Raw genomic sequence first — 20,127 nt, forward strand, 5'->3', positions numbered from 1 at the left:
TACCAAACGCGCGCTCGTGGGCGGGTCCACCGCCCTGTGTAAGGCCCGGATGTCTTTGTTTCATCTGATAACGGGCCAGCCGCGCGGGCAGGGGTAAACCCAGGGCGTCAACAAGGACTTCGAGGACATCGGGCTTGGCTGGTGATATCACGAGCATGAGCGACCTGGCGGGGCGCTATGCCTCCGCGTTGCTCGATCTAGCCGACGAGCAGAAGGCGCTGGACCAGGTCGCGGACGACCTGAAGGCGCTGCGTTCGTTGATTGCCGAAAGCGAAGATCTGCGCCGGCTGCTCGACAGCCCGGTCTTTTCTCGTGAGGAACAGCGCAAGGCCATGACCGCGCTGATGGAGAAGATCGGAACCGGGGAGCTGACCCGCCATTTCGTGCTGGTGGTGGCCGATAACCACCGTCTCTTCGCGCTGCCGGCAATGATCGAGGCCTACCTTGCCGAGCTGGCGCAGCGCCGTGGCGAGATCACCGCCGAGGTGACCGCCGCCCGCAACCTCTCCGACGCGCAGCAGGCCGCCCTCCTGGAGGCCCTGCGCAGCTCCGTCGGCAGCAAGGTTCAGCTTGATCTTAAGGTCGATCCGGCGCTGATCGGCGGTCTCGTCGTCAAGGTCGGCAGCCGCATGATCGACTCTTCGCTGCGTAGCAAATTGCAAAGACTTCAACTCGCCATGAAAGGGGTCGGATGATGGACATCCGCGCCGCGGAAATTTCCGCCATTCTGAAAGACCAGATCGAAAACTTCGGCAACGAGGCGGATGTCGCCGAGGTGGGCCAGGTGCTCTCGGTCGGTGACGGCGTGGCCCGTATCTACGGCCTCGACAACGTGCAGGCCGGTGAGATGGTCGAATTCCCCGGCGGCATCAAGGGCATGGCGCTGAACCTGGAAGTCGACAACGTCGGCGTCGTGATCTTCGGTGAAGACCGCGGCATTAAGGAAGGCGACACGGTCAAGCGGACCGGCGAGATCGTCGACGTGCCGGTGGGCCGCGGCCTGCTGGGCCGCGTGGTCGACGCGCTGGGCAACCCGATCGACGGCAAGGGCCCGATCGAGAGCACCGAGCGGCGCCGCGTCGAGGTCAAGGCCCCGGGCATCATCCCGCGCAAGTCGGTCCACGAGCCGATGCAGACCGGCCTGAAGGCCATCGACGCGCTGATCCCGATCGGCCGCGGCCAGCGCGAGCTGATCATCGGCGACCGCCAGACCGGCAAGACCGCCATCGCGCTCGACACCATCATCAATCAGAAGCCGATCAACCAGGGCGACGACGAGTCGAAGAAGCTGTACTGCATCTACGTCGCCATCGGCCAGAAGCGCTCCAGCGTCGCCAAGTTCGTGAAGATCCTGGAGGACAACGGCGCCCTGGAATACTCCATCGTCGTGGCCGCCACGGCTTCCGAGCCGGCGCCGCTGCAGTTCCTGGCGCCCTACACCGGCTGCACCATGGGCGAGTTCTTCCGCGACAGCGGCACCCACGCGGTCATCATCTACGACGATCTGTCGAAGCAGGCCGTGTCCTACCGCCAGATGTCGCTGCTGCTGCGCCGCCCGCCGGGCCGCGAAGCCTATCCGGGCGACGTCTTCTACCTGCACTCCCGCCTGCTGGAGCGCGCGGCGAAGATGGGCGACGATGCCGGCAACGGCAGCCTGACAGCCCTGCCGGTCATCGAAACCCAGGCCGGCGACGTCTCGGCCTACATTCCGACCAACGTGATCTCGATCACCGACGGCCAGATCTTCCTGGAAACCGGCCTCTTCTATAAGGGCATCCGCCCGGCGCTGAACGTCGGCCTCTCAGTCAGCCGTGTGGGCTCGGCCGCGCAGATCAAGGCCATGAAGCAGGTCGCCGGCACCATTAAGCTGGAGCTGGCGCAGTACCGCGAGATGGAGGCCTTCTCGCAGTTCGCCTCCGACCTCGACGCGGCGACCCAGCGCCTGCTGGCGCGCGGTTCGCGCCTGACCGAGCTGCTGAAGCAGCCGCAGTACTCGCCGCTGGCGGTCGAGGAGCAGGTGGCGGTGATCTTCGCCGGCGTGCGCGGTTACCTCGACAAGATCCCGGTCACCAAGGTGACCGCTTTCGAGGCGCAGCTGCTCGCCAAGCTGCGGGCTGAGGGCACCGACATCCTCTCGGCCATCCGCGACGAGCAGGTCATCTCTGATGCGACGGAAGAGAAGCTGAAGACCTTCCTCGACAGCTTCACGAAGACTTTCGCGGCCTGATTCGAAGACGACGGGCGAACGACTTTAAGAAAGCCGGAGCGGGGCACGGCGGATGCCGAATCTCAAAGACCTGAAGGTGCGGATCGACAGCGTCAAGTCGACGCGTAAGATCACTTCCGCCATGAAGATGGTGGCGGCGGCCAAGCTGCGCCGCGCCCAGGAGCAGGCCGAAGCGTCGCGCCCCTATGCCCAGCGCATGGAGCGGATGCTGGGCTCACTGGCGGCGGCCGCGGCCGGGCAGGCCGGCGCGCCGAAGCTGCTGGCCGGTTCGGGCAGCGACGACACGCACCTCATTCTGGTGGCGACGGCTGACCGCGGTCTCTGCGGCGGCTTCAACACCTCCATCGTGCGTGAGGCGCGGCGGATGATCCGCAGTCTGCTGGACGACGGCAAGACGGTGAAGATCCTCTGCGTCGGCCGCAAGGGCCGCGACCAGCTGCGCCGCGACTACGGCCAGATGATCGTCGAGACCATAGAGGACGTGGCCAAGCCGTCGCTCAGCTTCGACAAGGCCTCGGCCATCGGCGAGCGCGTCGTCTCGATGTTCGAGGCCGGCGAGTTCGACGTCTGCACCATGATCTACGCGGAGTTCCGCTCCGCGATCTCGCAGATCGTCACGCCGCAGCAGCTCATCCCCTTCGCGCCGCCCAAGGCCGAGGAAGGGGAAGAGGAGACCGGCGCAGGCTCAAATGGGGGCCTGGAGGGTGCGGTCTACGAGTACGAGCCGGGCGAGGAGGAGATCCTCTCCGCGCTTCTGCCGACCAACATCTCCATCCAGGTCTTCAAGGGCCTGCTGGAGAACGCGGCGAGCGAACACGGTGCGCGCATGACCGCCATGGACAATGCGACGCGCAACGCCGGCGAGATGATCAACAACCTGACGCTGATCTATAACCGCACGCGTCAGGCCGCGATTACCGGCGAACTGATCGAGATTATTTCCGCTAAGGAAGCGATGTAACGGTGGATGGCGGGCCGCCCGACCGGCGGCCGGCACCAAGGAGCAAGAATATGGCAGCAAACCTCGTTGGCAAAGTTACCCAGGTGATGGGCCCGGTGGTGGACGTACAGTTCGCCGGCGACCTGCCGCCGATCCTGAATGCGCTTGAGACGACCAACGACGGCAAGCGTCTGATTCTCGAGATCGGCCAGCACCTGGGCGAGAACATCGTGCGCACCATTGCCATGGATGCGACCGAGGGCCTGGTGCGCGGCCAGGAGGTGACCGACACCGGCGCCCCGATCACCGTGCCGGTCGGCCCGGAGATGCTGGGCCGCATCATCAACGTGATCGGCGAGCCGATCGACGAGCGCGGGCCGGTCAACGCCTCGCACCACGCGGCGATCCACCGCGAGGCGCCGGAGTTCGCCGAGCAGTCCACCGAAGCCGAGATGCTGGTCACCGGCATCAAGGTCGTCGATCTGCTGGCCCCTTACGCCCGTGGCGGTAAGATCGGCCTCTTCGGCGGCGCCGGCGTGGGCAAGACGGTGCTGATCCAGGAGCTGATCAACAACGTCGCCAAGACCCACGGCGGCTACTCGGTCTTCGCCGGCGTCGGCGAGCGGACCCGCGAGGGCAACGACCTCTATCACGAAATGATCGAATCGAAGGTCATCAACCTGGACGGCGACTCCAAGGTGGCGCTGGTCTTCGGCCAGATGAACGAGCCGCCGGGTGCGCGTGCCCGCGTGGCGCTGACCGGTCTGTCCCAGGCGGAATACTTCCGCGACGAGGAAGGCCAGGACGTGCTGTTCTTCGTGGACAACATCTTCCGCTTCACCCAGGCGGGCTCCGAGGTCTCGGCGCTGCTGGGCCGCATTCCCTCTGCGGTGGGCTATCAGCCGACGCTGGCCACCGACATGGGCACCCTGCAGGAGCGCATCACCACCACCAAGAAGGGCTCGATCACCTCGGTGCAGGCCATTTACGTGCCGGCCGACGACCTGACCGACCCGGCGCCTGCCACCTCCTTCTCGCACTTGGATGCGACCACGGTGCTGTCGCGTCAGATCGCCGAGCTGGGCATCTACCCGGCCGTCGATCCGCTCGACTCCACCAGCCGTATTCTCGACCCCCAGGTCGTCGGCGAGGAGCACTACCAGGTGGCGCGCGAGGTGCAGCGCATTCTGCAGAGCTACAAGGCCCTGCAGGACATCATCGCGATCCTGGGCATGGACGAGCTTTCCGAAGAGGACAAGCTGACCGTGGCCCGCGCGCGTAAGATCCAGCGCTTCATGTCGCAGCCCTTCGACGTTGCCGAGGTCTTCACCGGCTCGCCGGGCGTGCAGGTTTCCATCGAGGACACCGTGCGCGGCTTCAAGGGCATCTGCGAAGGCGAGTACGACCACCTGCCGGAGGCGGCCTTCTACATGGTCGGCGCAATCGAGCAGGCCGTCGAGAAGGCCCGCAAGCTGGCGGCGGAAGCGGCCTAAGGGCCTCTCCGCCAGGACTTGATAACGAACGGACGGCGCAAAGATGGCCGAAGGTAAAGTCGCATTCGAACTGGTCTCCCCGGAGCGCCTGCTGCTCTCCCAGGAGGTCGACATGGTCGTGGTGCCGGGCGAGGAGGGCGATTTCGGCGTCCTCGAGCGGCACTCGCCGATGATTTCGACCCTGCGCCCCGGCGTCATCCAGGTGCATGACGGCGGCAGCGTGGCGGAGCGGATCTTCGTGGCCGGCGGCTTTGCCGAGGTCACCCCGGCGCGCTGCACCGTTCTGGCCGAGGAGGCCCTGCCGGTCGGCGAGATCGACCGGGCGGCGGCCGAACAGCGCCTCTCGGACGCCAAGGACGACCTGATCGACGCCAAGGACGACGCCGAGAAGGCTTCGGCCGAGCGCCAGATCAAGATCGCCGAGGAGTTGCTGCGGGCGACCGGCTGACCGCCGGCGCCCGAAGCCTCCCGACATTCCCCGCCCGATTCGTTTAGCTTCTGTCCGGAAACTTCCGGGCGGGAAAGCCGTTGTCCTTCAGGGGCCTGCGCCCTGTTTTTTGGGAAGCCGTTGATTCGGCAGATTCTTCTAGATAGTCTGCGGTTTCGCAAAACCGTCACAGAAGCGGTTGTGCAAGAGAATCCTTGGGGATTGCCCGCGGCTTGAACCACAAGCACTTCGACGTAATTCGTTTGAACCACTTCGTTTGGCGGGACGTTTGCGATGACCGGCGGTCACTGGACCTTAGACGACATTCCCTGGGATAAGTTCGATCCGGGCAAGGCCGATCCTGAGCTGGTGAAGATCGTCAAGGCGGCCAGCATGGTCGAATACAACGGCGCCGACTACGCCACCTACCTGTGCAACGTGTTTCCGGACGACGCCGAGTTCCAAGCGGCGGCCGATGCCTGGGCCCTGGAGGAGATCCAGCACGGTGAGGCGCTGGCGCGCTGGGCCAAGCTGGCCGACGACAGCTTCAATTTCGACGAGAGCTTCGGGCGCTTTCGCGACGGCTACAAGATCGCCGTCGATTCGGAATCCTCGATCCGCGGCTCACGCTCGGGCGAGCTGGTGGCGCGCTGCATCGTCGAGGTCGGGACCTCCTCCTACTATGCCTCCATCGGCGCGACCACCCAGGAGCCGGTGCTGCGTGAGGTCTGCCGCCGCATCGCCGCCGACGAGCTGCGTCACTACAGGCTGTTCTACACCTTCCTGCGCCGCTACCTGGAGCGGGAGAACATCGGCAAGTGGAAGCGCCTTGCCGTGGCGCTGGGCCGCATCGGCGAGAGCGAGGACGACGAGCTGGCCTACGCTTTCTACGCCGCCAACGAGAACCCGGCGACGCCTTACGACCGCAAGACCTACGGCCGCGCCTACATGAAGCGGGCCATGGCCTGCTACCGCGAGCCCCAGGTGCGCCGCGCCGTGGCGATGATCTTCAAGGCCGCAGGCCTCAACCCCCAGGGCCGCACCGCTGACCTGGCCGCCCGCGCCGCCTTCGGCTTCATCCGCTGGCGCGGCCGCAAGCTGGCCGCGGCCTAGCGGCGCTTCTTTCCTGATTGATGGCGTATCGCCGGGCGCTGGCGAGCTCCAGGCCCGTTGCGAGCCTGGTTAGTTTCGCCCCAGCAGGTCGCGGAATTCGCTGACTACCGCGCGGTAGGTGTCGCGCTTGAAGGGGATGACGAGGCCCGGCGCGTCTTCCAGCTCCACCCAGCGCCAGGCGTCGAACTCCGGGTGCTCGGTCGCCAGGTCGATATCGGAGTCCTGCCCCAGGAACCGCAGGGCGAACCAGCGCTGCTTCTGGCCCCGGTACTTGCCTTTCCACACCTTTCCGACCAGGTGGTCGGGCAGATCGTAGTGCAGCCACTGGCGGCTCTCGGCGATGATCTCGGCCTTGTCGGTGCCGATCTCCTCTTCCATCTCGCGCAGCACCGCCGCTTCGGGCGTCTCGCCCTTGTCGATGCCGCCCTGGGGCATCTGCCAGATGTTGTCGCCTTCCTTGGCGGTGTCGATGCGCCGGCCGACGAAGACCTTGTCCTCGCTGTTCAGCAGCAGCATCCCGACACAGGGCCGGTAAGGCAGCTTGGCGATCTCCTTGGGGCTCAGCATGGGGCTTCTTTGGACGGTTTTCTCAGGGGACGGTTTTCTCAGGGTGCTTTCTGCTGATCGGCCAGGGCGGAGATGGGCGCGATGACGAAACCGCGCGCGGTCAGTTCCGTCGCCCAGTCGGCCAGGCGCTCCAGGGTGACCGGATAGGGCTGGGCCATCGCCACGGCGTAGCCGTCGGTCAGCGCGATACGCTCGATCTGCGCCAGGCGGGCGTCGATGGCGACCCGGCTGGCCTGGCGCTCGTCGATGGAGCGGTTGTTGATGGCGCGCGGCAGGCCCAGTTCGGCGGCCACCGCGGGTACCACCGACTCTTCCGTGGTGCGGCGGTCCAGGAAGATCAGGCCGCGCGCCTTCACGTCCTGCAGGATCGGCTCCATGGCGCTGCGCGAGGCGGTGAAGCGCGAGCCCAGGGTGCCGGCGACGCCGACGTAGGCGCTGCCGCGGCTCAGCACCCAGTCCAGCCGGTCCAGGTTCTCCTCGGGACTGAGCTTGATCAGCAGACCCTGGGGGCCGGGATCCTCGTTGGGGAAGGTTGCCGGCTCCATCGGCAGGTCGAGCATGACCTCGTGGCCGCGCGAGCGCGCCAGGGCGATCCAGCGCTCAAGCCCGCGGGCATAGGGACTGAAGGAGAGCGTGATCGCCGGCGGCAGCTTGTTGATGGCCGCCTCGGTGGCGCTGTCGGAGACGCCGAGGCCGGTCAGCACCACGGCAATGCGCGGGCGCGTGTCGGCCATGTTGAAGGGTTGGCGGTAGCGTTCCCAATAGGGCAGCTGCTCCGGCGCCGGCGGGATGACCGGAATCGCGACGACCTGCTCGGTGTCAGGCGCTTCCGGGGCAGGCTCCGCGCCGGCGGGCGCTTCTTTGGCTGTTTCCTTTTCCGGGGGCGTCTCGCCGTGGGCCGCGGCGGCCGGCGCCTCCGCGGGCTCTTCGACAGCGGCTGGGGCGGGTGCCTCGGGTGTCGTTTCCGGGGCCGTCTCTGGACCCGGAGGGCTCTCCTCTTCGGCCATGGCCCCCGCGGGCGGCGCCGGTTTCGGCAGCGGCAGGGCCGCCGTTGCGGCAGGCGTCTCCCCGGCTTCTTCCTTAGGGGCCTCTTCCTGTGGGGCCGCCGCCGGTGTTTCCCCGGATGCTTCCTCCGGCATCCCTGGAACCGTCTCGGCGGCCGGTTCCGGGGTGGCCTCGGTCATGGCTTCCGGCGCCCCCTCCGGCATCTCCGCGGTCTCCGGCGCGACCGCTTCGGGCGGGGCGACCACGGCCTTCGGCAGCGGCAGGGCGAGGGTCACCGGTTCCGTACGGGGGACGACCGGTGGGGGCTGCAGCAAGGCAAGGGCCAGGGCACCGCCGAGGGCCGCCAGGACGACGAACCAGGCGGTGATCAGCAAGCCGCGGTTGGCGAGAAAGCCGCCCAAGGCCTGCCGTTCTTAGGCCGGGTGCCGCAGGCGCCCGCCGCACGGGCGGCCCGGGCGCATGCGGCATCCCTGCCGTCGCGAAGCTGTGTGACGACGTGGCGTCATCGAAATGGTACCGGCCCTCTTTGCGGTGCGACTCCGCACCGAATCAACGTGTCGTGACCACCCTTTTAGTTCACGACCCGCTGATTATAAAGGGCCAGGCCCCGCAGCAGGTCGAAGGCGCGAGCCAGCTGGAAGTCCTTCTGCGTCGAATCCGAAAGCGCATGGGTGTCTTGCGGCTCCTCGCCGTCGGGGCTCTCGCCGACGCCGTTTTCCTCGTTGGGATTGGCCAGCGCGCCGGGCAGGTCCGCTTCGCGGCGGCCGGGACGCGCGGCCTCGGCCTGCTCCACGGTGGCCTGCTCGACCAGGATGTCCGGATCGATGCCGAGGGCCTGGATCGAGCGGCCCGAGGGTGTGAAGTAGCGCGCCGTGGTCAGGCGCATGGCGCCGTTCGGGCCCAGCGGAATGATGGTTTGCACGGAGCCCTTCCCGAAGGAGCGGGTGCCCATGATGATGGCGCGGCGATGGTCCTGCAGGGCGCCGGCCACGATCTCGGAGGCCGAGGCGGAGCCGCCGTTGATCAGCACAACGACAGGCAGGTCGTCGGCCAGGTCGCCCGGCGTGGCGTTGAAGCGCTGGGAATCCTCGGCCACGCGGCCGCGCGTCGAGACGATTTCGCCCTGCTCGATGAAGGCGTCGGACACCTCGATCGCCTGGTCCAGCAGTCCGCCCGGGTTGTTGCGCAGGTCGACGATATAGCCGCGCAGATCGCCGCCGACCTCGGCCTTGATCTCGGTGAAGGCCTTCTCCAGGCCGGGCATGGTCTGCTGGTTGAAGGTGGTGATGCGGATGTAGCCCACGTTGTCCTCGACGCGGTTACGCACCGACTGGATCTTGATGACGTCGCGGGTGATCGTCAGGTCGAAGGGTTCTTCGTTCTCGCGGCGGATGGTCACCGTCAGGTCGGTGTTCACCGGCCCGCGCATTTTCTCGACCGCCTCGTTCAGCGTCAGGCCCAGGATCGGCTCACCGTCCAGGTGGGTAATGAAGTCGCCGGGCTGCACGCCTGCCTTCGCGGCGGGCGTGTCGTCGATCGGCGAGACCACCTTGACGAAGCCGTTCTCCATGGTGACCTCGATGCCCAGGCCGCCGAACTCGCCCTTGGTCTGCACCCGCATGTCGCCGAAGGACTCGGCGTTGAGGTAGCTGGAGTGCGGATCCAGGGTGGAGAGCATGCCTTGGATGGCGTACTCGATGAGCTGCTGGTCGGTGACTTCCTCGACGTAGTCGGCGCGCACGCGCTCAAAGACGTCGCTGAACAGTTTGAGTTGCCGGTAGGTGTCGGACGAGTTGTCCTGCGCCGTCGAAAACTGCGGCACAGCGATCATGAGGGCGGCAACAATGGCCGCGATCTGGAATTTGCGCATTAACCTCGCACCTTGTCGTCGTTTGTCGCCAACCAGGGGAGCGGATTGATGGCCTGCCCTGTACGGCGGAGTTCCAAGTAAAGCTCCGGATTGCTGCCGGCCGCGTCGCCCATCTGCGCGACCGGCTCCCCGGCCAATACCCACTGCCCGACCACGGCGTCGATCCGATCGAAACCGGCCAATATCGTATGATATCGCCCGCCATGGTCGATGATCAAGATAAGCCCATAACCGCGGAACGGTCCGGCATAGGCGATTTTCCCGTCAAAAGGCGCCACCACCTGGGCTCCCGGGCGCGCGCTGATGGAAATCCCCTTGTCGGTGGCCCCCGGGGTGTCGCTTTCCTGCCCGTAAAGCCGCACGACCCTGCCACGCACGGGCACCGTCAGGCTTGCCCGGGCGTCGGGAAAGGGGCGCAGCGAGGGCGGGCGGGTCAGCCGGGCGACTTGGGGATTGTCCTGTTCAACTTGCCGTGAGGCGGCTGCGGCGGCCTCGCGCGCCTTCTGCGCCTCGGCGGCGGCCCTGGCGGCGGCTTCGGCCTGCTGCTGCTCCAGGGCTTTGCGGCGGGCGGCCTCCTGCTCCACGGCGCGGCGCAGCTGCTCCTGGCGGCGATGCTCGGCGGCCAGGCGGCGTTCCTCGGCGGCGCGGGCCTCGGCCTCCAGGCGCTCGGTCAGCTCGCGCAGGTCGCGGGCCTCCTTGACCAGCTTGGCGATGCGGTCCTGGGCGGCGCTGCGCTCGGCCTCCGCGGTTTCCTGCAGTTCGGACTTGCGGTCCAGCAGCGCCGCCAGGCGGTCGCGCTCGGTGCCCAGGGAGGCGGCGGCGGCGGCCAGGTCGTCGCGCTCGATGGCGATGCGCGCGCGCAGCACCGCCAGGTCGCCCAGTTCGGCGCGCAGGGCGGTGGCCTGATCCTCCAGCTTGGGGATGGCGACGCGCAGCAGCAGGGCGGCGCGGGCGGATTCGATGGGCGCCTCGCTGCGCGCCAGGGCGGCCTCCGGCGGCTGCAGGGCCAGGCGTTGCAGCGCGCCCAGGGTGCGTCCCAGCTGTTCGCGGCGTTTGGCCAGGTCCGCCGCCTTGGACTCTTCTTCGGCCCGCAGCGCCGTCAGGGTCTGCTCGGCCGCGGTCATCTCGCCTTCCAGGTCCTGGGCGCGCTTGGCGGCGGCGATGGACCTGGCGCGCAACTCCTCGACCTCGGCGCCCAGGGCTTCGGCCTCGGCGGCCAGCTTCTCGGCCCGCGCCTTGTCCTCGGCCAGGGAGCGCTCCAGCTCCTTCAGGCTCTGGTTCTTTTCCTGGGCGGCGGCGGGAAACGCCGGGCCCAGGCCGATCGACAGCAGCAGGGCGCCGGCCAGGGCCCGGTTGAGGGGAAGTCGCTGGGCGCGCGTGGCCAAAGCTATTCCGCGGCCGCCTCGCCGCGCGCCGCGCCGCGGCCGATGAGGCTGTGGCCGGTCATGGCGTCGGGGCGGGGCAGGCCCATGAGGTCCAGCAGCGTCGGTGCGATGTCGGCCAGCCGCCCGTCGGAGAGGTCGTGGGCGCGCGCCGGGCCGTTGACCAGCAGCAGCGGCACCTTGTTCATGGTGTGGGCGGTGTGCGCCTGGCCGGTCTTTTCGTCGCTCATCTGCTCGGCGTTGCCGTGGTCGGCGGTCAGCAGGATGCAGCCGCCGGCTTCCCGTACCGCCTCGGACAGGCGGCCGACGCAGGTATCGACGGTGGCCACGGCCTTCATGGCGGCGGCCAGATCGCCGGTATGGCCCACCATGTCGCCGTTGGCGTAGTTGACCACGATCAGGTCGAAGCTGCCGGCGGCGATGGCCGCGACCAGCCTGTCGGTCACCTCCGGCGCCGACATCTCCGGCTGCAGGTCGTAGGTGGCGACGTCGGGCGAGGGCACCAGGATGCGTTCCTCGCCCTCGAAGACCTCTTCGCGCCCGCCGTTGAAGAAGAAGGTGACGTGGGCGTACTTCTCGGTCTCGGCGATGCGCAGCTGCTTCTTGCCGGCCGCGGCGACGAGCTCGCCCAGGGTCTGGGTCAGCTCCAGCGGCGGGTAGAGCGTGGTGAGGAAGGCGTTCAGCTCGAGCGAATATTCCACCATGCCGACGGCCGCGGCGAAGTCCGGCCGCGCGGCGTTGTCGAAGCCGTCGAAGCCCGGGTCGAGCAGCGCCTGCAGGATCTCGCGCGCGCGGTCGGCGCGGAAGTTGGCCATGAAGAGGCCGTCGCCGTCCTTCATGCCGGTGTAGTCGCCGACCACGCTGGGCAGCACGAACTCGTCGGAGGTGTCGGCGGCGTAGCTCTGCTCGACGGCGGCCAGGGGATCGGCGGCCCGCTCGCCCTCGGCCTTCACCAGGGCGGCGAAGGCCTTCTCGACGCGGGCCCAGCGCTTGTCGCGGTCCATGGCGTAGTAGCGCCCGGAGATAGTCGCGAGGCGCGCCTTGGGCGCCTTCCTCTGGAAATCCTTCAGGTAGTCGAGGGCGCTGCGCGGCGGGGTGTCGCGGCCATCCAGGAAGGCGTGCACGGCGACCGGCACGCCGGCCTCGGCCAGGGTTTCGGCCAGGTAGGCAATCTGGTCCTGGTGGGAGTGCACGCCGCCGGGCGACAGCAGGCCCATGACGTGGGCGGTGCCGCCGGATTTCTTCAGCTTGGCGATGGCCTCGGTCAGGACCGGGTTCTTGGCGAAGCTGCCGTCGGCGACGGCGGCGTCGATGCGCGGCAGGTCCTGCATGACCACGCGCCCGGCGCCCAGGTTCATGTGGCCGACCTCGGAGTTGCCCATCTGGCCGCTGGGCAAGCCGACCTCGCCTTCCGAGGCGTCGACCAGGGCGTGCGGCTCTTCTTTGAACAGGCGATCCAGGTTCGGCGTCGGCCCCTCGCAGATGGCGTTGTTCTCGCAGCTTTCGCGATGGCCCCAGCCGTCCAGGATGCACAGCACAACGGGGCGCGGCTTATCGGGATGGGCGGTCGTGTCGGTCATGGCGTTACTCTGACGGCTCTATTGTCTCGTTCGATCCCCGGCAAGGCTCAATCCCGGTGGTAAGGATGTCCGGCGAGGATGCTCTCGGCGCGGAACAGCTGCTCGGCCAGCAGGCCCCGCACCAACATATGGGGCCAGGTCATACGCCCCAAGGAAAGAATGACGTCGGCGGCCTGGCGTGCGGCCGGAGAGAGTCCGTCGGCGCCGCCGATCATGAAAGCCAGGTCCGCCACCCCTTCGTCCTGCCAGCGCCCCAGCAGGGCGGCGAAATCGCGGCTGGTCATCTCTTTGCCGCCCTCGTCCAGGGCGATGACCTTGGCGCCCCGCGGCAGCGCCGCCAGCAGCAGCTCGCCTTCCTGCTCCTTCAGCGCCTCGGCCGGCAGGGGCCGGCGTTCCTCGACTTCCTTCAGGGTGATCCGCCAGCGCAATCGCGCGGCGTAAAGCTCGTAAAGCTCCTTCGTGGCGCCGGCCTTGTTCCGGCCGACTGCCGCCAGGGTAATTCGCATCGATCCACCCGCACCGCCGACGCTCTGGGGCTGCCCGGGTTTCAGGCAGTCCGCTTGGCGCGGCCCGTCAGTTGCCCGCGAGGGTCAGTTAACGGTCGCGTCCAGCTCCGCTTCGCCGCCGGCCGGCGCCAGGTTCGCGCCCCACATCTTTTCCAGATTGTAGAAGCTGCGTACTTCCGGCCGAAACAGGTGGACGATCACGTCACCGCCGTCGATCAGCACCCAGTCGCAGCGCGCCTGGCCTTCCGCGGCGACGCCGTGGACGCCTTCGGCCTTCAGCTTCTCGCGCAGATGGTCGGCCATGGCGCCGACCTGCCGGGCCGAGCGGCCGGAGGCGATCACCATGAAGTCTGCGATGCTGGATTTGTCGGCGAGTTCGATGACGACGATGTCGTCCGCCTTGTCGTCTTCCAGGGACGACTCAACTACGGAAAGCAGGCGCCGGCTGTGGGCGAGAGCGTCCTGCAGATCGGCCCGGGGGGCCTTGGTCTTTTGGAGTATGACCCTAAATCTCCTCTTTGTGGTCGCCAAGGGCCGGTCGCCCGCCGGTTAACCCTGCAACGGCGTTCGGGCCCTGATTTCGGTCGCTGACTGGGGGTTCAAGCGGCAACGTATGAAAGCCCAAGCCGGCGGCCTTGCCTCCGCCAGGTGCCGCGCCGAGCTGTCATTCAGCCGGTACCGGGCAAAAGCGCGCGCCGCCTTACCTGACAGCGCCCTTAAAGAATAGGAGGGGCGGTCGAAAACCGCAACGGGTAGGCTATTAAAGATTTGTGGCCAGTCCTGCCATTTATGAACTTGAATCAAGTTATCTGCGCCCATGAGCCAGACGAAGTTCACCCGCGGCAGCAGGTGGGTCAGGGCACGCAGGGTATCGGCCGTATAGGCGCTGCCCAGGCGGGTCTCCAGACCGGTCACCAGGATACGGGGGTCGTCGGCGGCTTCCCGCGCCCGGGCCAGGCGCTCGGCCAGGGGGGCCATCTCCTCGGGCGACTTCAGGGGGTTCTGCGGCGAGACCAGCCACCACACCCGGTCGAGGCCGAGGCGGGTCAGCGCCTCGTGGGAGATCTCCCGGTGCCCGGCGTGGGCCGGGTTGAAGGAGCCGCCCAGGAGGCCGACGCGCGTGCCCGGCGGCGGCACCTGGCCTGCCAGCTCGGCGCCCAGTTCGGCCCGGGTCAGCCCGGGGAGCGGCGCGGTCATGGCTTTTCGACGTCCGGTTTCATGGCGCCTGGATCAGAAACCAGCCGACCGCCGGAGACAAGCCATAATGAAACCCGGTCTAAACCGCGGTTTCCTCGGGCAGGCGGCCTTCTTCCACCGCGTGGCAGGCCACCGTCACGCCCTCGGCCGCCAGCATCGCCGGACGCTCCGTGCGGCAGCGCTCGTTGGCGTAGGGGCAGCGCGGGTTGAAGGCGCAGCCGCCCGGCGGGTTCAGCGGCGAGGGCAGTTCGCCCGAGAGCTTGATGCGCTGGCGCTTCTGGGTCGGGTCCGCCTTGGGCGTGGCCGAGAGCAGGGCCTGGGTGTAGGGGTGCCGCGGCCTGGCGAAGACCGCGTCGCGCGGGCCCTGCTCCACCGGGCGGCCGAGGTACATGACGATGACCTCGTCGGCGATGTGGCGCACCACCGAGAGGTCGTGGGAGATGAAGAGGTAGGCCAGGTCGAACTCTTCCTGCAGGTCGGCCAGCAGGTTCAGGACCTGCGCCTGGATCGACACGTCCAGCGCCGAGACCGGCTCGTCCAGCACCACGATGTCCGGGTTCAGCATCAGCGCACGGGCGATGGCGATGCGCTGACGCTGGCCGCCGGAGAACATGTGCGGGTAGCGCTCGTAGTGTTCCGGGCGCAGGCCGACACGGGCCATCATGGCTTCCGCCGCCTCGCGGCGCTCGGCCGCCGACATCTTCCGGTTGATGAGCAGCGGCTCCTCCAGGATGGTGCCGATCTTCTGGCGCGGGTTGAGCGAGCCGTAGGGGTCCTGGAAGACGATCTGCACGGACTGGCGCAGCTTGCGTTGGGTCTCGCCCTTGGCCTCGGTGACATCGGCGTCGCCGAGCACGAGGTTCCCCGCGGTCGGCCGCTCGATCAGGGTGACCAGGCGCGCCAGGGTCGACTTGCCGCAGCCGGACTCGCCGACCACCGCCAGGGTCTTGCCGGCGGTCAGCGAAAAACCGACGCCGTCCAGCGCCTTCAATGTCGCCGCGCCGGAGAACATCCCGCCGCCCACCTTGTAGTGGCGGGCCAGGTCGCGGGCCTCGAGCACGCGGCGCCCAGTGGGCCGGCCGCTCATGCGTCTTCTCCCTGGTGTTCGGGGTGACCTTGCGGCACGCCGCGGCTCAGCGGGTAGTGGCACAGCGCGCCTCTGTTCAGGACCGGAACCTCTTGGCGGCAGCGCTCCGTGGCGAAGCCGCAGCGCGGGTTGAAGAGGCAGCCGCCGGGGCGGTCGAGCTGGCCCGGTACCACGCCGGCGATCGACGGCAGGCGCTTGGAGGTGGCGCGCTCCGGCAGGGCGGCCAGCAGGGCGGCCGTATAGGGATGGTGCGGGTCGTCGAAGAGGCTCTCGACAGGCTGCTTTTCCACCTGCTGGCCGGCGTACTGCACGGTGACGCGCTCGGCGGTCTCGGCCACCACGCCCAGGTCGTGGGTGATCAGCACCAGGGCCATGTCGCGTTCGCGCTGCAGCTCGACCAGCAGCTCCAGGATCTGCGCCTGGATGGTGACGTCCAGGGCTGTGGTCGGCTCGTCGGCGATCAGCAGGCGCGGGTTGCAGGCGATGGCGATGGCGATCATCACGCGCTGGTTCATGCCGCCGGACATCTGGTGCGGGAAGGCCGAAAGCCGCGTCTCCGGCGCCGGGATGCCGACCAACTCCAGCAGCTCGATGGCGCGGCGGCGGTGCTCGGCGCGCGACCCGCCCAGGTGGGTCTTCAGCGACTCGGTGATCTGGAAGCCGACGGTGAAGCAGGGGTTCAGCGAGGTCATGGGCTCCTGGAAGATCATCGCCATGTCCTTGCCGATGATCTTGCGCCGCTCCCGGGGCGCCATGGTCAAGAGGTCACGGCCGTCGAAGGCCAGGCAGTCGGCGGTCACCTTGGCGGTCCAGGGCAGCAGGCCCATGAGCGCCAGCATGGAGACCGACTTGCCCGAGCCGGACTCGCCGACGATGGCGACCAGCTCGCCCTTGGCGATGTCCAGGTCGACGGAATCGACGGCGCGGAACAGGCCGTGGGCGGTCTGGAAGTCGACCGAGAGGTTGCGGATCTCGAGTAGGCTCATGGCAGGCTCATGACCGTTTCAACTTCGGGTCCAGCGCGTCGCGCAGCCCGTCCCCGAAGAGGTTGATGGCAAGAACGGTGATGAGAATGGCCAGGCCCGGGAAGGTCACCACCCACCAGGCGCTGGTGATGAACTCGCGGGCGTCCGACAGCATGGCGCCCCACTCCGGCGTGGGGGGGTGGGCGCCCCGGGCCCGGGAACCCGGCGCCGCCCCCGCCCAAGGATCGCGTTGGAAAAGGACAGCGTCGCCTGCACGATCAAGGGTGCCATGCAGTTGGGCAGCACGGTGACGAACATCAGGCGCGGCAGGCGGGCGCCGGCGACGCGGGCCGAGGTGACGTAGTCGCGGGTGCTCTCGGAAACCACCGAGGCGCGGGTCAGGCGCACGAAGTGCGGCAGCACCACCACGGCGACGGCGATCATGGCGTTGGTCAGGCTGGGGCCCAGGATGGTGACCAGGACGAGGGCGAGCAGGATGGCTGGGAAAGCGAGGATGATGTCCATTGTGCGGGCGATCAGCGTCTCGACGGTGCCGCGGAAGAAGCCGGCAATGAGGCCCAGCGTAATGCCGGCACTGAAGGCGATGGTGATGACGACGGTGCCGACGTAGAGCGAATAGCGCGCACCGTGGATGAGCCGTGAAAGCATGTCGCGCCCGACGGCGTCGGTGCCGAGGATGAAGTCCCAGGAACCGCCCTCCATCCACACCGGCGGCACGAGAAAGTGGCCGCGGTATTGATGGATTGGCGAGTGCGGCGCCACCACGTCGGCGAAGACGGCCAGCAGCACCAGCAGCACGATGATGCCGAGCCCGGCGACGGCGCCGTTGTTTTCGGAGAAGTAGTGCCAGAACTCGCGCAGGCGCTCGGCGCGGACGTTGCGCTTGGCGGCGGGGATCTTCAGAGCTTCGTCGCTGCTCGACATTTGTCCCTCCTAGCGCCGGTAACGGATGCGCGGGTTGATGAGGCCGTAGAGCAGCTCGACGGTAATGTTCACGATCATCACGATGCCGGCGATCAGCAGCAGGCCGCCCTGCACCGAGGGGTAGTCGCGGCGCGAGATGGAATCGACCATCCACTTGCCGATGCCCGGCCAGGCGAAGATGGTCTCGGTCAGGATGGCGCCGCCCAGCAGGGTGCCAACCAAGAGGCCGATTACGGTGATGACGGGGATCAGCGCATTGCGCAGCGCGTGCAGCCCGATCACGCGCGAAGGCGCCAGGCCTTTGGCTCTTGCCGTGCGCACATAGTCCTCGCTCAGCACCTCCAGCATGGCCGAGCGCGTCTGCCGTGCGATGACCGCCAGCGGAATGGTGCCCAGCACGATGGTCGGCAGCACCAAGTGGCTGAGGGCCGACCAAAAGGCGCCCTTCTCGCCCGACAGCAGGCTGTCGATCAGCATGAAGCCGGTCGGTTGGTCGAAGAAGTAGAGAATGTCGATGCGTCCCGACACCGGAGTCCAGGACAGCGGCGGCGTGGAGAACAGGATGATGAGGATCAGCGCCCACCAGAAGATCGGCATGGAATAGCCGGTCAGCGCGCTGCCCATCAGGGTGTGGTCGAACCAGGAGCCGCGTTTCACCGCGGCGATGATGCCGGCGGGCAGGCCGAGGACGGTGGCGAAGATCATGGCGCAGATGGAAAGCTCCAGCGTCGCCGGAAAGAGGGTGAAGAACTCCTCCAAGACCGGTTGTCTGGTGACCAGGGAATTGCCGAGGTCACCCTGCAGGACGTCGGCAACGTAGAGAAGGTACTGTTGCCAGATGGGCTTGTCGAAGCCGAGCAGGGCCATCAGCTCGGCATGGCGTTCCGGCGTCACCCCGCGCTCGCCGGCCAGTAGCGTCGCCGGGTCGCCGGGCAGCAGCCGGATGAAGGCGAAGGACAGCACGGTGATGCCGAAGAAGGTCGGAATCATCTGCGCGAACTTGGTGATGAGAAAGCGGAGCATGTCGTCTTGGCCCGGGGCGACTCGCAGGGCGGCTGAAGCGCGAACGGGAGGAGCTTAAAGCTCCTCCCGTCCGTTTCTGATCAGCGTGACCGGCTTACTCTTCGATGTCGACGCCGTAGAAGACGTGACCGCCGAAGGGGTCGATCTTGAAGTTCTTCACTTCCTTGCGGATCGGCTTGAAGACGACCGAGTGCGCGATGGTCGCCCAGGGGGCCTGTTCCTTGAACACGGTCTGGGCCTGCTTGTAGAGCTCAGCGCGCTTGTCGTTGTCGCTCACGACCTTGGCCTTCTGGATCAGGTCCTCGAAGGGCTTGTAGCACCACTGGGCGCGGTTCGACCCGCCGACGCCGTCACAGCCCAGCAGCACGGCCAGGAAGTTGTCCGGGTCGCCGTTGTCGCCGGTCCAGCCCAGCAGTACGGCACCGTCGCGATCCTTGCTCTTGGAACGCTCCAGGTACTCACCCCACTCGTAGCTGACGATCTCCGCCTCGACGCCGATCGCGGCCCAGTCGGCCTGGATCAGCTCGGCCATGCGGCGGGCGTTGGGGTTGTAGGGACGCTGCACCGGCATCGCCCAGATCGCGGTCTTCAGGTTGGTGACCCCGGCTTCCTCCAGCAGCGCCTTGGCGGTGTCCGGATTGTAGGCATCGTCAACCGTGGCCTCGTTGTAGGACCAGATGGTCGGCGGGATCGGATTCTTGGCGATCTTGCCGGCACCCTGGAAGACGCCGTCGATAATGGCCTGCTTGTTGATGGCCAGGTTCAGGGCCTTGCGCACCGCGGGATTGTCGAAAGGCGGCTTCAGGGCGTTGTAGGCCAGGTAGCCGACGTTCAGGCCTTCCTGCTGCAGCAGGTTGATGTCCGGGTCCGCCTTCATGGCCTCGATGTCGGCCGGGTTCGGATAGGGCATCACATGGCACTCGCCGGCCTTCAGCTTCTGGTAGCGCACGCTGGCGTCCGGCGTGATGGCGAAGATCAGGTTGTCGATGTCGGCCTTGCCGCGCCAGTAGGCCGGGTGCGCCTTGTAGCGGATCACCGCGTCCTTCTGATAGGCGACGAGCTGGAAGGGACCGGTGCCGACCGGCTCCAGGTCGACCTTCTCCGGCGTGCCGGCTTCCATCATCTTGTCGGCATACTCGGCCGAGAGGATGGAGGCGAAGTCCATCGCCAGGTTGGCGATCATCGGCGCTTCGGGACGGTTGAGGACGAACTTCACGGTGTAGTCGTCGACCTTCACGATGTCCTTGATCAGGTCGGGCATCGACATGCCGTTGAAGTACTCGTAAGCGCCGCCGGAAACACCGTGGTAGGGGTGGTTCTTGTCCCACTGGCGGGCGAAGGAGAACACCACGTCATCGGCGTTGAAGTCGCGCGACGGCGTGAAGTTCTCGGTGGTCTGCCACTTCACACCCTTGCGCAGGTGGAAGGTGTATTCCAGACCGTCATCGGTCACGTCCCAGGTCTCTGCCAGCGCCGGCTCGATGTTGGTGGTGCCGGTGGTGAATTCGACCAGCTTGTTGAACACCTGACGCGAGGACGCGTCGAAGGTGGTGCCGGCGGTATACAGCGATGGGTTGAAGCCCTCGGGGCTGCCTTCCGAGCAGAAGACCAGGGTCTTCGCCTCGGCAGCGGCGGTCACGCTGGCGGCCATAATCAGGCCGAGCGCAGTCATGCTAAGCGTTCTCTTCATTAAGTAGTCTCCCTGCAGTAGCCGTTAGTGACTTGCTGTCTTAATTGCGGCTTGGGCGCAATATCGCGCCTTCTCTGAATTGGCAAGCTAAATAGCCCGTCGATCATATG

The 20,127-nt window shown here is 67.3% G+C and carries 20 protein-coding genes; 6 read left to right on the top strand and 14 right to left on the bottom strand.

Features of this window, described 5'->3' with window-relative positions:
• The first annotated feature begins 134 nt into the window (after nt 1-134).
• From H7X47_RS02905 to H7X47_RS02930, 6 genes are all read left to right on the top strand, one after another.
• Entirely contained in the window at nt 135-695 is a 561-nt protein-coding gene (locus H7X47_RS02905) for a F0F1 ATP synthase subunit delta (protein ID WP_193367094.1), read from the top strand.
• Nucleotides 695-2,227, top strand: coding sequence for a F0F1 ATP synthase subunit alpha (atpA, locus tag H7X47_RS02910; RefSeq protein ID WP_193367530.1), 1,533 nt, complete (start codon nt 695-697; stop codon nt 2,225-2,227). Before H7X47_RS02905 ends, atpA begins: the two co-directional genes overlap by 1 nt.
• A 52-nt stretch (nt 2,228-2,279) precedes the next feature.
• The gene (locus tag H7X47_RS02915) at nt 2,280-3,188 is read left to right on the top strand and encodes a F0F1 ATP synthase subunit gamma (RefSeq protein ID WP_193367095.1); all 909 of its coding nucleotides are present in this window, start codon (nt 2,280-2,282) and stop codon (nt 3,186-3,188) included.
• Nucleotides 3,189-3,238: 50 nt separating this feature from the next.
• Nucleotides 3,239-4,660 (top strand): F0F1 ATP synthase subunit beta, encoded by a 1,422-nt coding sequence (gene atpD, locus H7X47_RS02920; protein WP_193367096.1) that lies wholly within the window; start codon nt 3,239-3,241, stop codon nt 4,658-4,660.
• 43 nt (nt 4,661-4,703) lie between these two features.
• Nucleotides 4,704-5,108: a F0F1 ATP synthase subunit epsilon gene (locus tag H7X47_RS02925; RefSeq protein ID WP_193367097.1), complete on the top strand. Its 405-nt coding sequence runs from the start codon at nt 4,704-4,706 to the stop codon at nt 5,106-5,108.
• A 273-nt stretch (nt 5,109-5,381) separates the two neighbouring features.
• Nucleotides 5,382-6,200 (top strand): ferritin-like domain-containing protein, encoded by an 819-nt coding sequence (locus H7X47_RS02930; RefSeq protein ID WP_193367098.1) that lies wholly within the window; start codon nt 5,382-5,384, stop codon nt 6,198-6,200.
• Nucleotides 6,201-6,269: 69 nt separating this feature from the next.
• On the opposite strand, the gene H7X47_RS02935 is transcribed toward H7X47_RS02930, so the two are convergent.
• From H7X47_RS02935 to H7X47_RS02995, 14 genes are all read right to left on the bottom strand, one after another.
• Nucleotides 6,270-6,767 carry an RNA pyrophosphohydrolase gene (locus tag H7X47_RS02935; RefSeq protein WP_193367099.1) on the bottom strand — a complete coding sequence of 166 codons (498 nt, stop codon included), beginning with the start codon at nt 6,765-6,767 and terminating at the stop codon, nt 6,270-6,272.
• Between the two features lie 38 nt (nt 6,768-6,805).
• Nucleotides 6,806-8,173, bottom strand: a complete 1,368-nt coding sequence (locus H7X47_RS02940; protein WP_193367100.1) for a divergent polysaccharide deacetylase family protein — start codon at nt 8,171-8,173, stop codon at nt 6,806-6,808.
• A 170-nt stretch (nt 8,174-8,343) separates the two neighbouring features.
• On the bottom strand, nt 8,344-9,642 hold the full coding sequence (locus H7X47_RS02945) for a S41 family peptidase (RefSeq protein WP_193367101.1): 1,299 nt from the start codon (nt 9,640-9,642) through the stop codon (nt 8,344-8,346).
• Nucleotides 9,642-11,027, bottom strand: coding sequence for a murein hydrolase activator EnvC family protein (locus tag H7X47_RS02950; RefSeq protein ID WP_193367102.1), 1,386 nt, complete (start codon nt 11,025-11,027; stop codon nt 9,642-9,644). Before H7X47_RS02950 ends, H7X47_RS02945 begins: the two co-directional genes overlap by 1 nt.
• A 2-nt stretch (nt 11,028-11,029) precedes the next feature.
• A complete protein-coding gene (gpmI, locus tag H7X47_RS02955; RefSeq protein ID WP_193367103.1) occupies nt 11,030-12,604 on the bottom strand; it encodes a 2,3-bisphosphoglycerate-independent phosphoglycerate mutase in 1,575 nt (524 codons plus the stop codon).
• A gap of 47 nt (nt 12,605-12,651) precedes the next feature.
• The gene (rlmH, locus tag H7X47_RS02960) at nt 12,652-13,110 is read right to left on the bottom strand and encodes a 23S rRNA (pseudouridine(1915)-N(3))-methyltransferase RlmH (RefSeq protein WP_193367104.1); all 459 of its coding nucleotides are present in this window, start codon (nt 13,108-13,110) and stop codon (nt 12,652-12,654) included.
• A gap of 84 nt (nt 13,111-13,194) precedes the next feature.
• Nucleotides 13,195-13,641, bottom strand: a complete 447-nt coding sequence (gene rsfS / locus H7X47_RS02965; RefSeq protein ID WP_322096443.1) for a ribosome silencing factor — start codon at nt 13,639-13,641, stop codon at nt 13,195-13,197.
• Between the two features lie 18 nt (nt 13,642-13,659).
• Nucleotides 13,660-14,307: a nicotinate-nucleotide adenylyltransferase gene (locus H7X47_RS02970; protein ID WP_193367105.1), complete on the bottom strand. Its 648-nt coding sequence runs from the start codon at nt 14,305-14,307 to the stop codon at nt 13,660-13,662.
• Nucleotides 14,308-14,386: 79 nt separating this feature from the next.
• Nucleotides 14,387-15,394 (bottom strand): dipeptide ABC transporter ATP-binding protein, encoded by a 1,008-nt coding sequence (locus H7X47_RS02975; protein WP_193367106.1) that lies wholly within the window; start codon nt 15,392-15,394, stop codon nt 14,387-14,389.
• Nucleotides 15,391-16,380 (bottom strand): ABC transporter ATP-binding protein, encoded by a 990-nt coding sequence (locus H7X47_RS02980; RefSeq protein ID WP_193367107.1) that lies wholly within the window; start codon nt 16,378-16,380, stop codon nt 15,391-15,393. Before H7X47_RS02980 ends, H7X47_RS02975 begins: the two co-directional genes overlap by 4 nt.
• A gap of 7 nt (nt 16,381-16,387) precedes the next feature.
• Nucleotides 16,388-16,534 carry a hypothetical protein gene (locus tag H7X47_RS26415; protein WP_322096444.1) on the bottom strand — a complete coding sequence of 49 codons (147 nt, stop codon included), beginning with the start codon at nt 16,532-16,534 and terminating at the stop codon, nt 16,388-16,390.
• Entirely contained in the window at nt 16,486-17,304 is an 819-nt protein-coding gene (locus H7X47_RS02985) for an ABC transporter permease subunit (RefSeq protein WP_322096445.1), read from the bottom strand. The genes H7X47_RS26415 and H7X47_RS02985 overlap by 49 nt, the downstream gene beginning before the upstream one ends.
• Before the next feature lie 9 nt (nt 17,305-17,313).
• A complete protein-coding gene (locus H7X47_RS02990) occupies nt 17,314-18,327 on the bottom strand; it encodes an ABC transporter permease subunit (RefSeq protein ID WP_193367108.1) in 1,014 nt (337 codons plus the stop codon).
• A 94-nt stretch (nt 18,328-18,421) separates the two neighbouring features.
• Nucleotides 18,422-19,999, bottom strand: a complete 1,578-nt coding sequence (locus tag H7X47_RS02995) for an ABC transporter substrate-binding protein (protein WP_319633512.1) — start codon at nt 19,997-19,999, stop codon at nt 18,422-18,424.
• Nucleotides 20,000-20,127 lie beyond the last annotated feature (128 nt).

This window comes from Pelagibius marinus, from assembly GCF_014925385.1.
In the GTDB taxonomy this organism is placed as follows: domain Bacteria; phylum Pseudomonadota; class Alphaproteobacteria; order Kiloniellales; family Kiloniellaceae; genus Pelagibius; species Pelagibius marinus.

Coding starts and splice junctions, on each gene's coding strand:
- atpA (WP_193367530.1), top strand. CDS start 695: ATGGACATCCGCGCCGCGGAAATTTCCGCCATTCTGAAAGACCAGATC.
- H7X47_RS02915 (WP_193367095.1), top strand. CDS start 2,280: ATGCCGAATCTCAAAGACCTGAAGGTGCGGATCGACAGCGTCAAGTCG.
- atpD (WP_193367096.1), top strand. CDS start 3,239: ATGGCAGCAAACCTCGTTGGCAAAGTTACCCAGGTGATGGGCCCGGTG.
- H7X47_RS02925 (WP_193367097.1), top strand. CDS start 4,704: ATGGCCGAAGGTAAAGTCGCATTCGAACTGGTCTCCCCGGAGCGCCTG.
- H7X47_RS02930 (WP_193367098.1), top strand. CDS start 5,382: ATGACCGGCGGTCACTGGACCTTAGACGACATTCCCTGGGATAAGTTC.
- H7X47_RS02935 (WP_193367099.1), bottom strand. CDS start 6,767: ATGCTGAGCCCCAAGGAGATCGCCAAGCTGCCTTACCGGCCCTGTGTC.
- H7X47_RS02945 (WP_193367101.1), bottom strand. CDS start 9,642: ATGCGCAAATTCCAGATCGCGGCCATTGTTGCCGCCCTCATGATCGCT.
- gpmI (WP_193367103.1), bottom strand. CDS start 12,604: ATGACCGACACGACCGCCCATCCCGATAAGCCGCGCCCCGTTGTGCTG.
- rlmH (WP_193367104.1), bottom strand. CDS start 13,110: ATGCGAATTACCCTGGCGGCAGTCGGCCGGAACAAGGCCGGCGCCACG.
- H7X47_RS02970 (WP_193367105.1), bottom strand. CDS start 14,307: ATGACCGCGCCGCTCCCCGGGCTGACCCGGGCCGAACTGGGCGCCGAG.
- H7X47_RS02975 (WP_193367106.1), bottom strand. CDS start 15,394: ATGAGCGGCCGGCCCACTGGGCGCCGCGTGCTCGAGGCCCGCGACCTG.
- H7X47_RS02980 (WP_193367107.1), bottom strand. CDS start 16,380: ATGAGCCTACTCGAGATCCGCAACCTCTCGGTCGACTTCCAGACCGCC.
- H7X47_RS26415 (WP_322096444.1), bottom strand. CDS start 16,534: ATGCTGTCGGACGCCCGCGAGTTCATCACCAGCGCCTGGTGGGTGGTG.
- H7X47_RS02985 (WP_322096445.1), bottom strand. CDS start 17,304: ATGTCGAGCAGCGACGAAGCTCTGAAGATCCCCGCCGCCAAGCGCAAC.
- H7X47_RS02990 (WP_193367108.1), bottom strand. CDS start 18,327: ATGCTCCGCTTTCTCATCACCAAGTTCGCGCAGATGATTCCGACCTTC.
- H7X47_RS02995 (WP_319633512.1), bottom strand. CDS start 19,999: ATGACTGCGCTCGGCCTGATTATGGCCGCCAGCGTGACCGCCGCTGCC.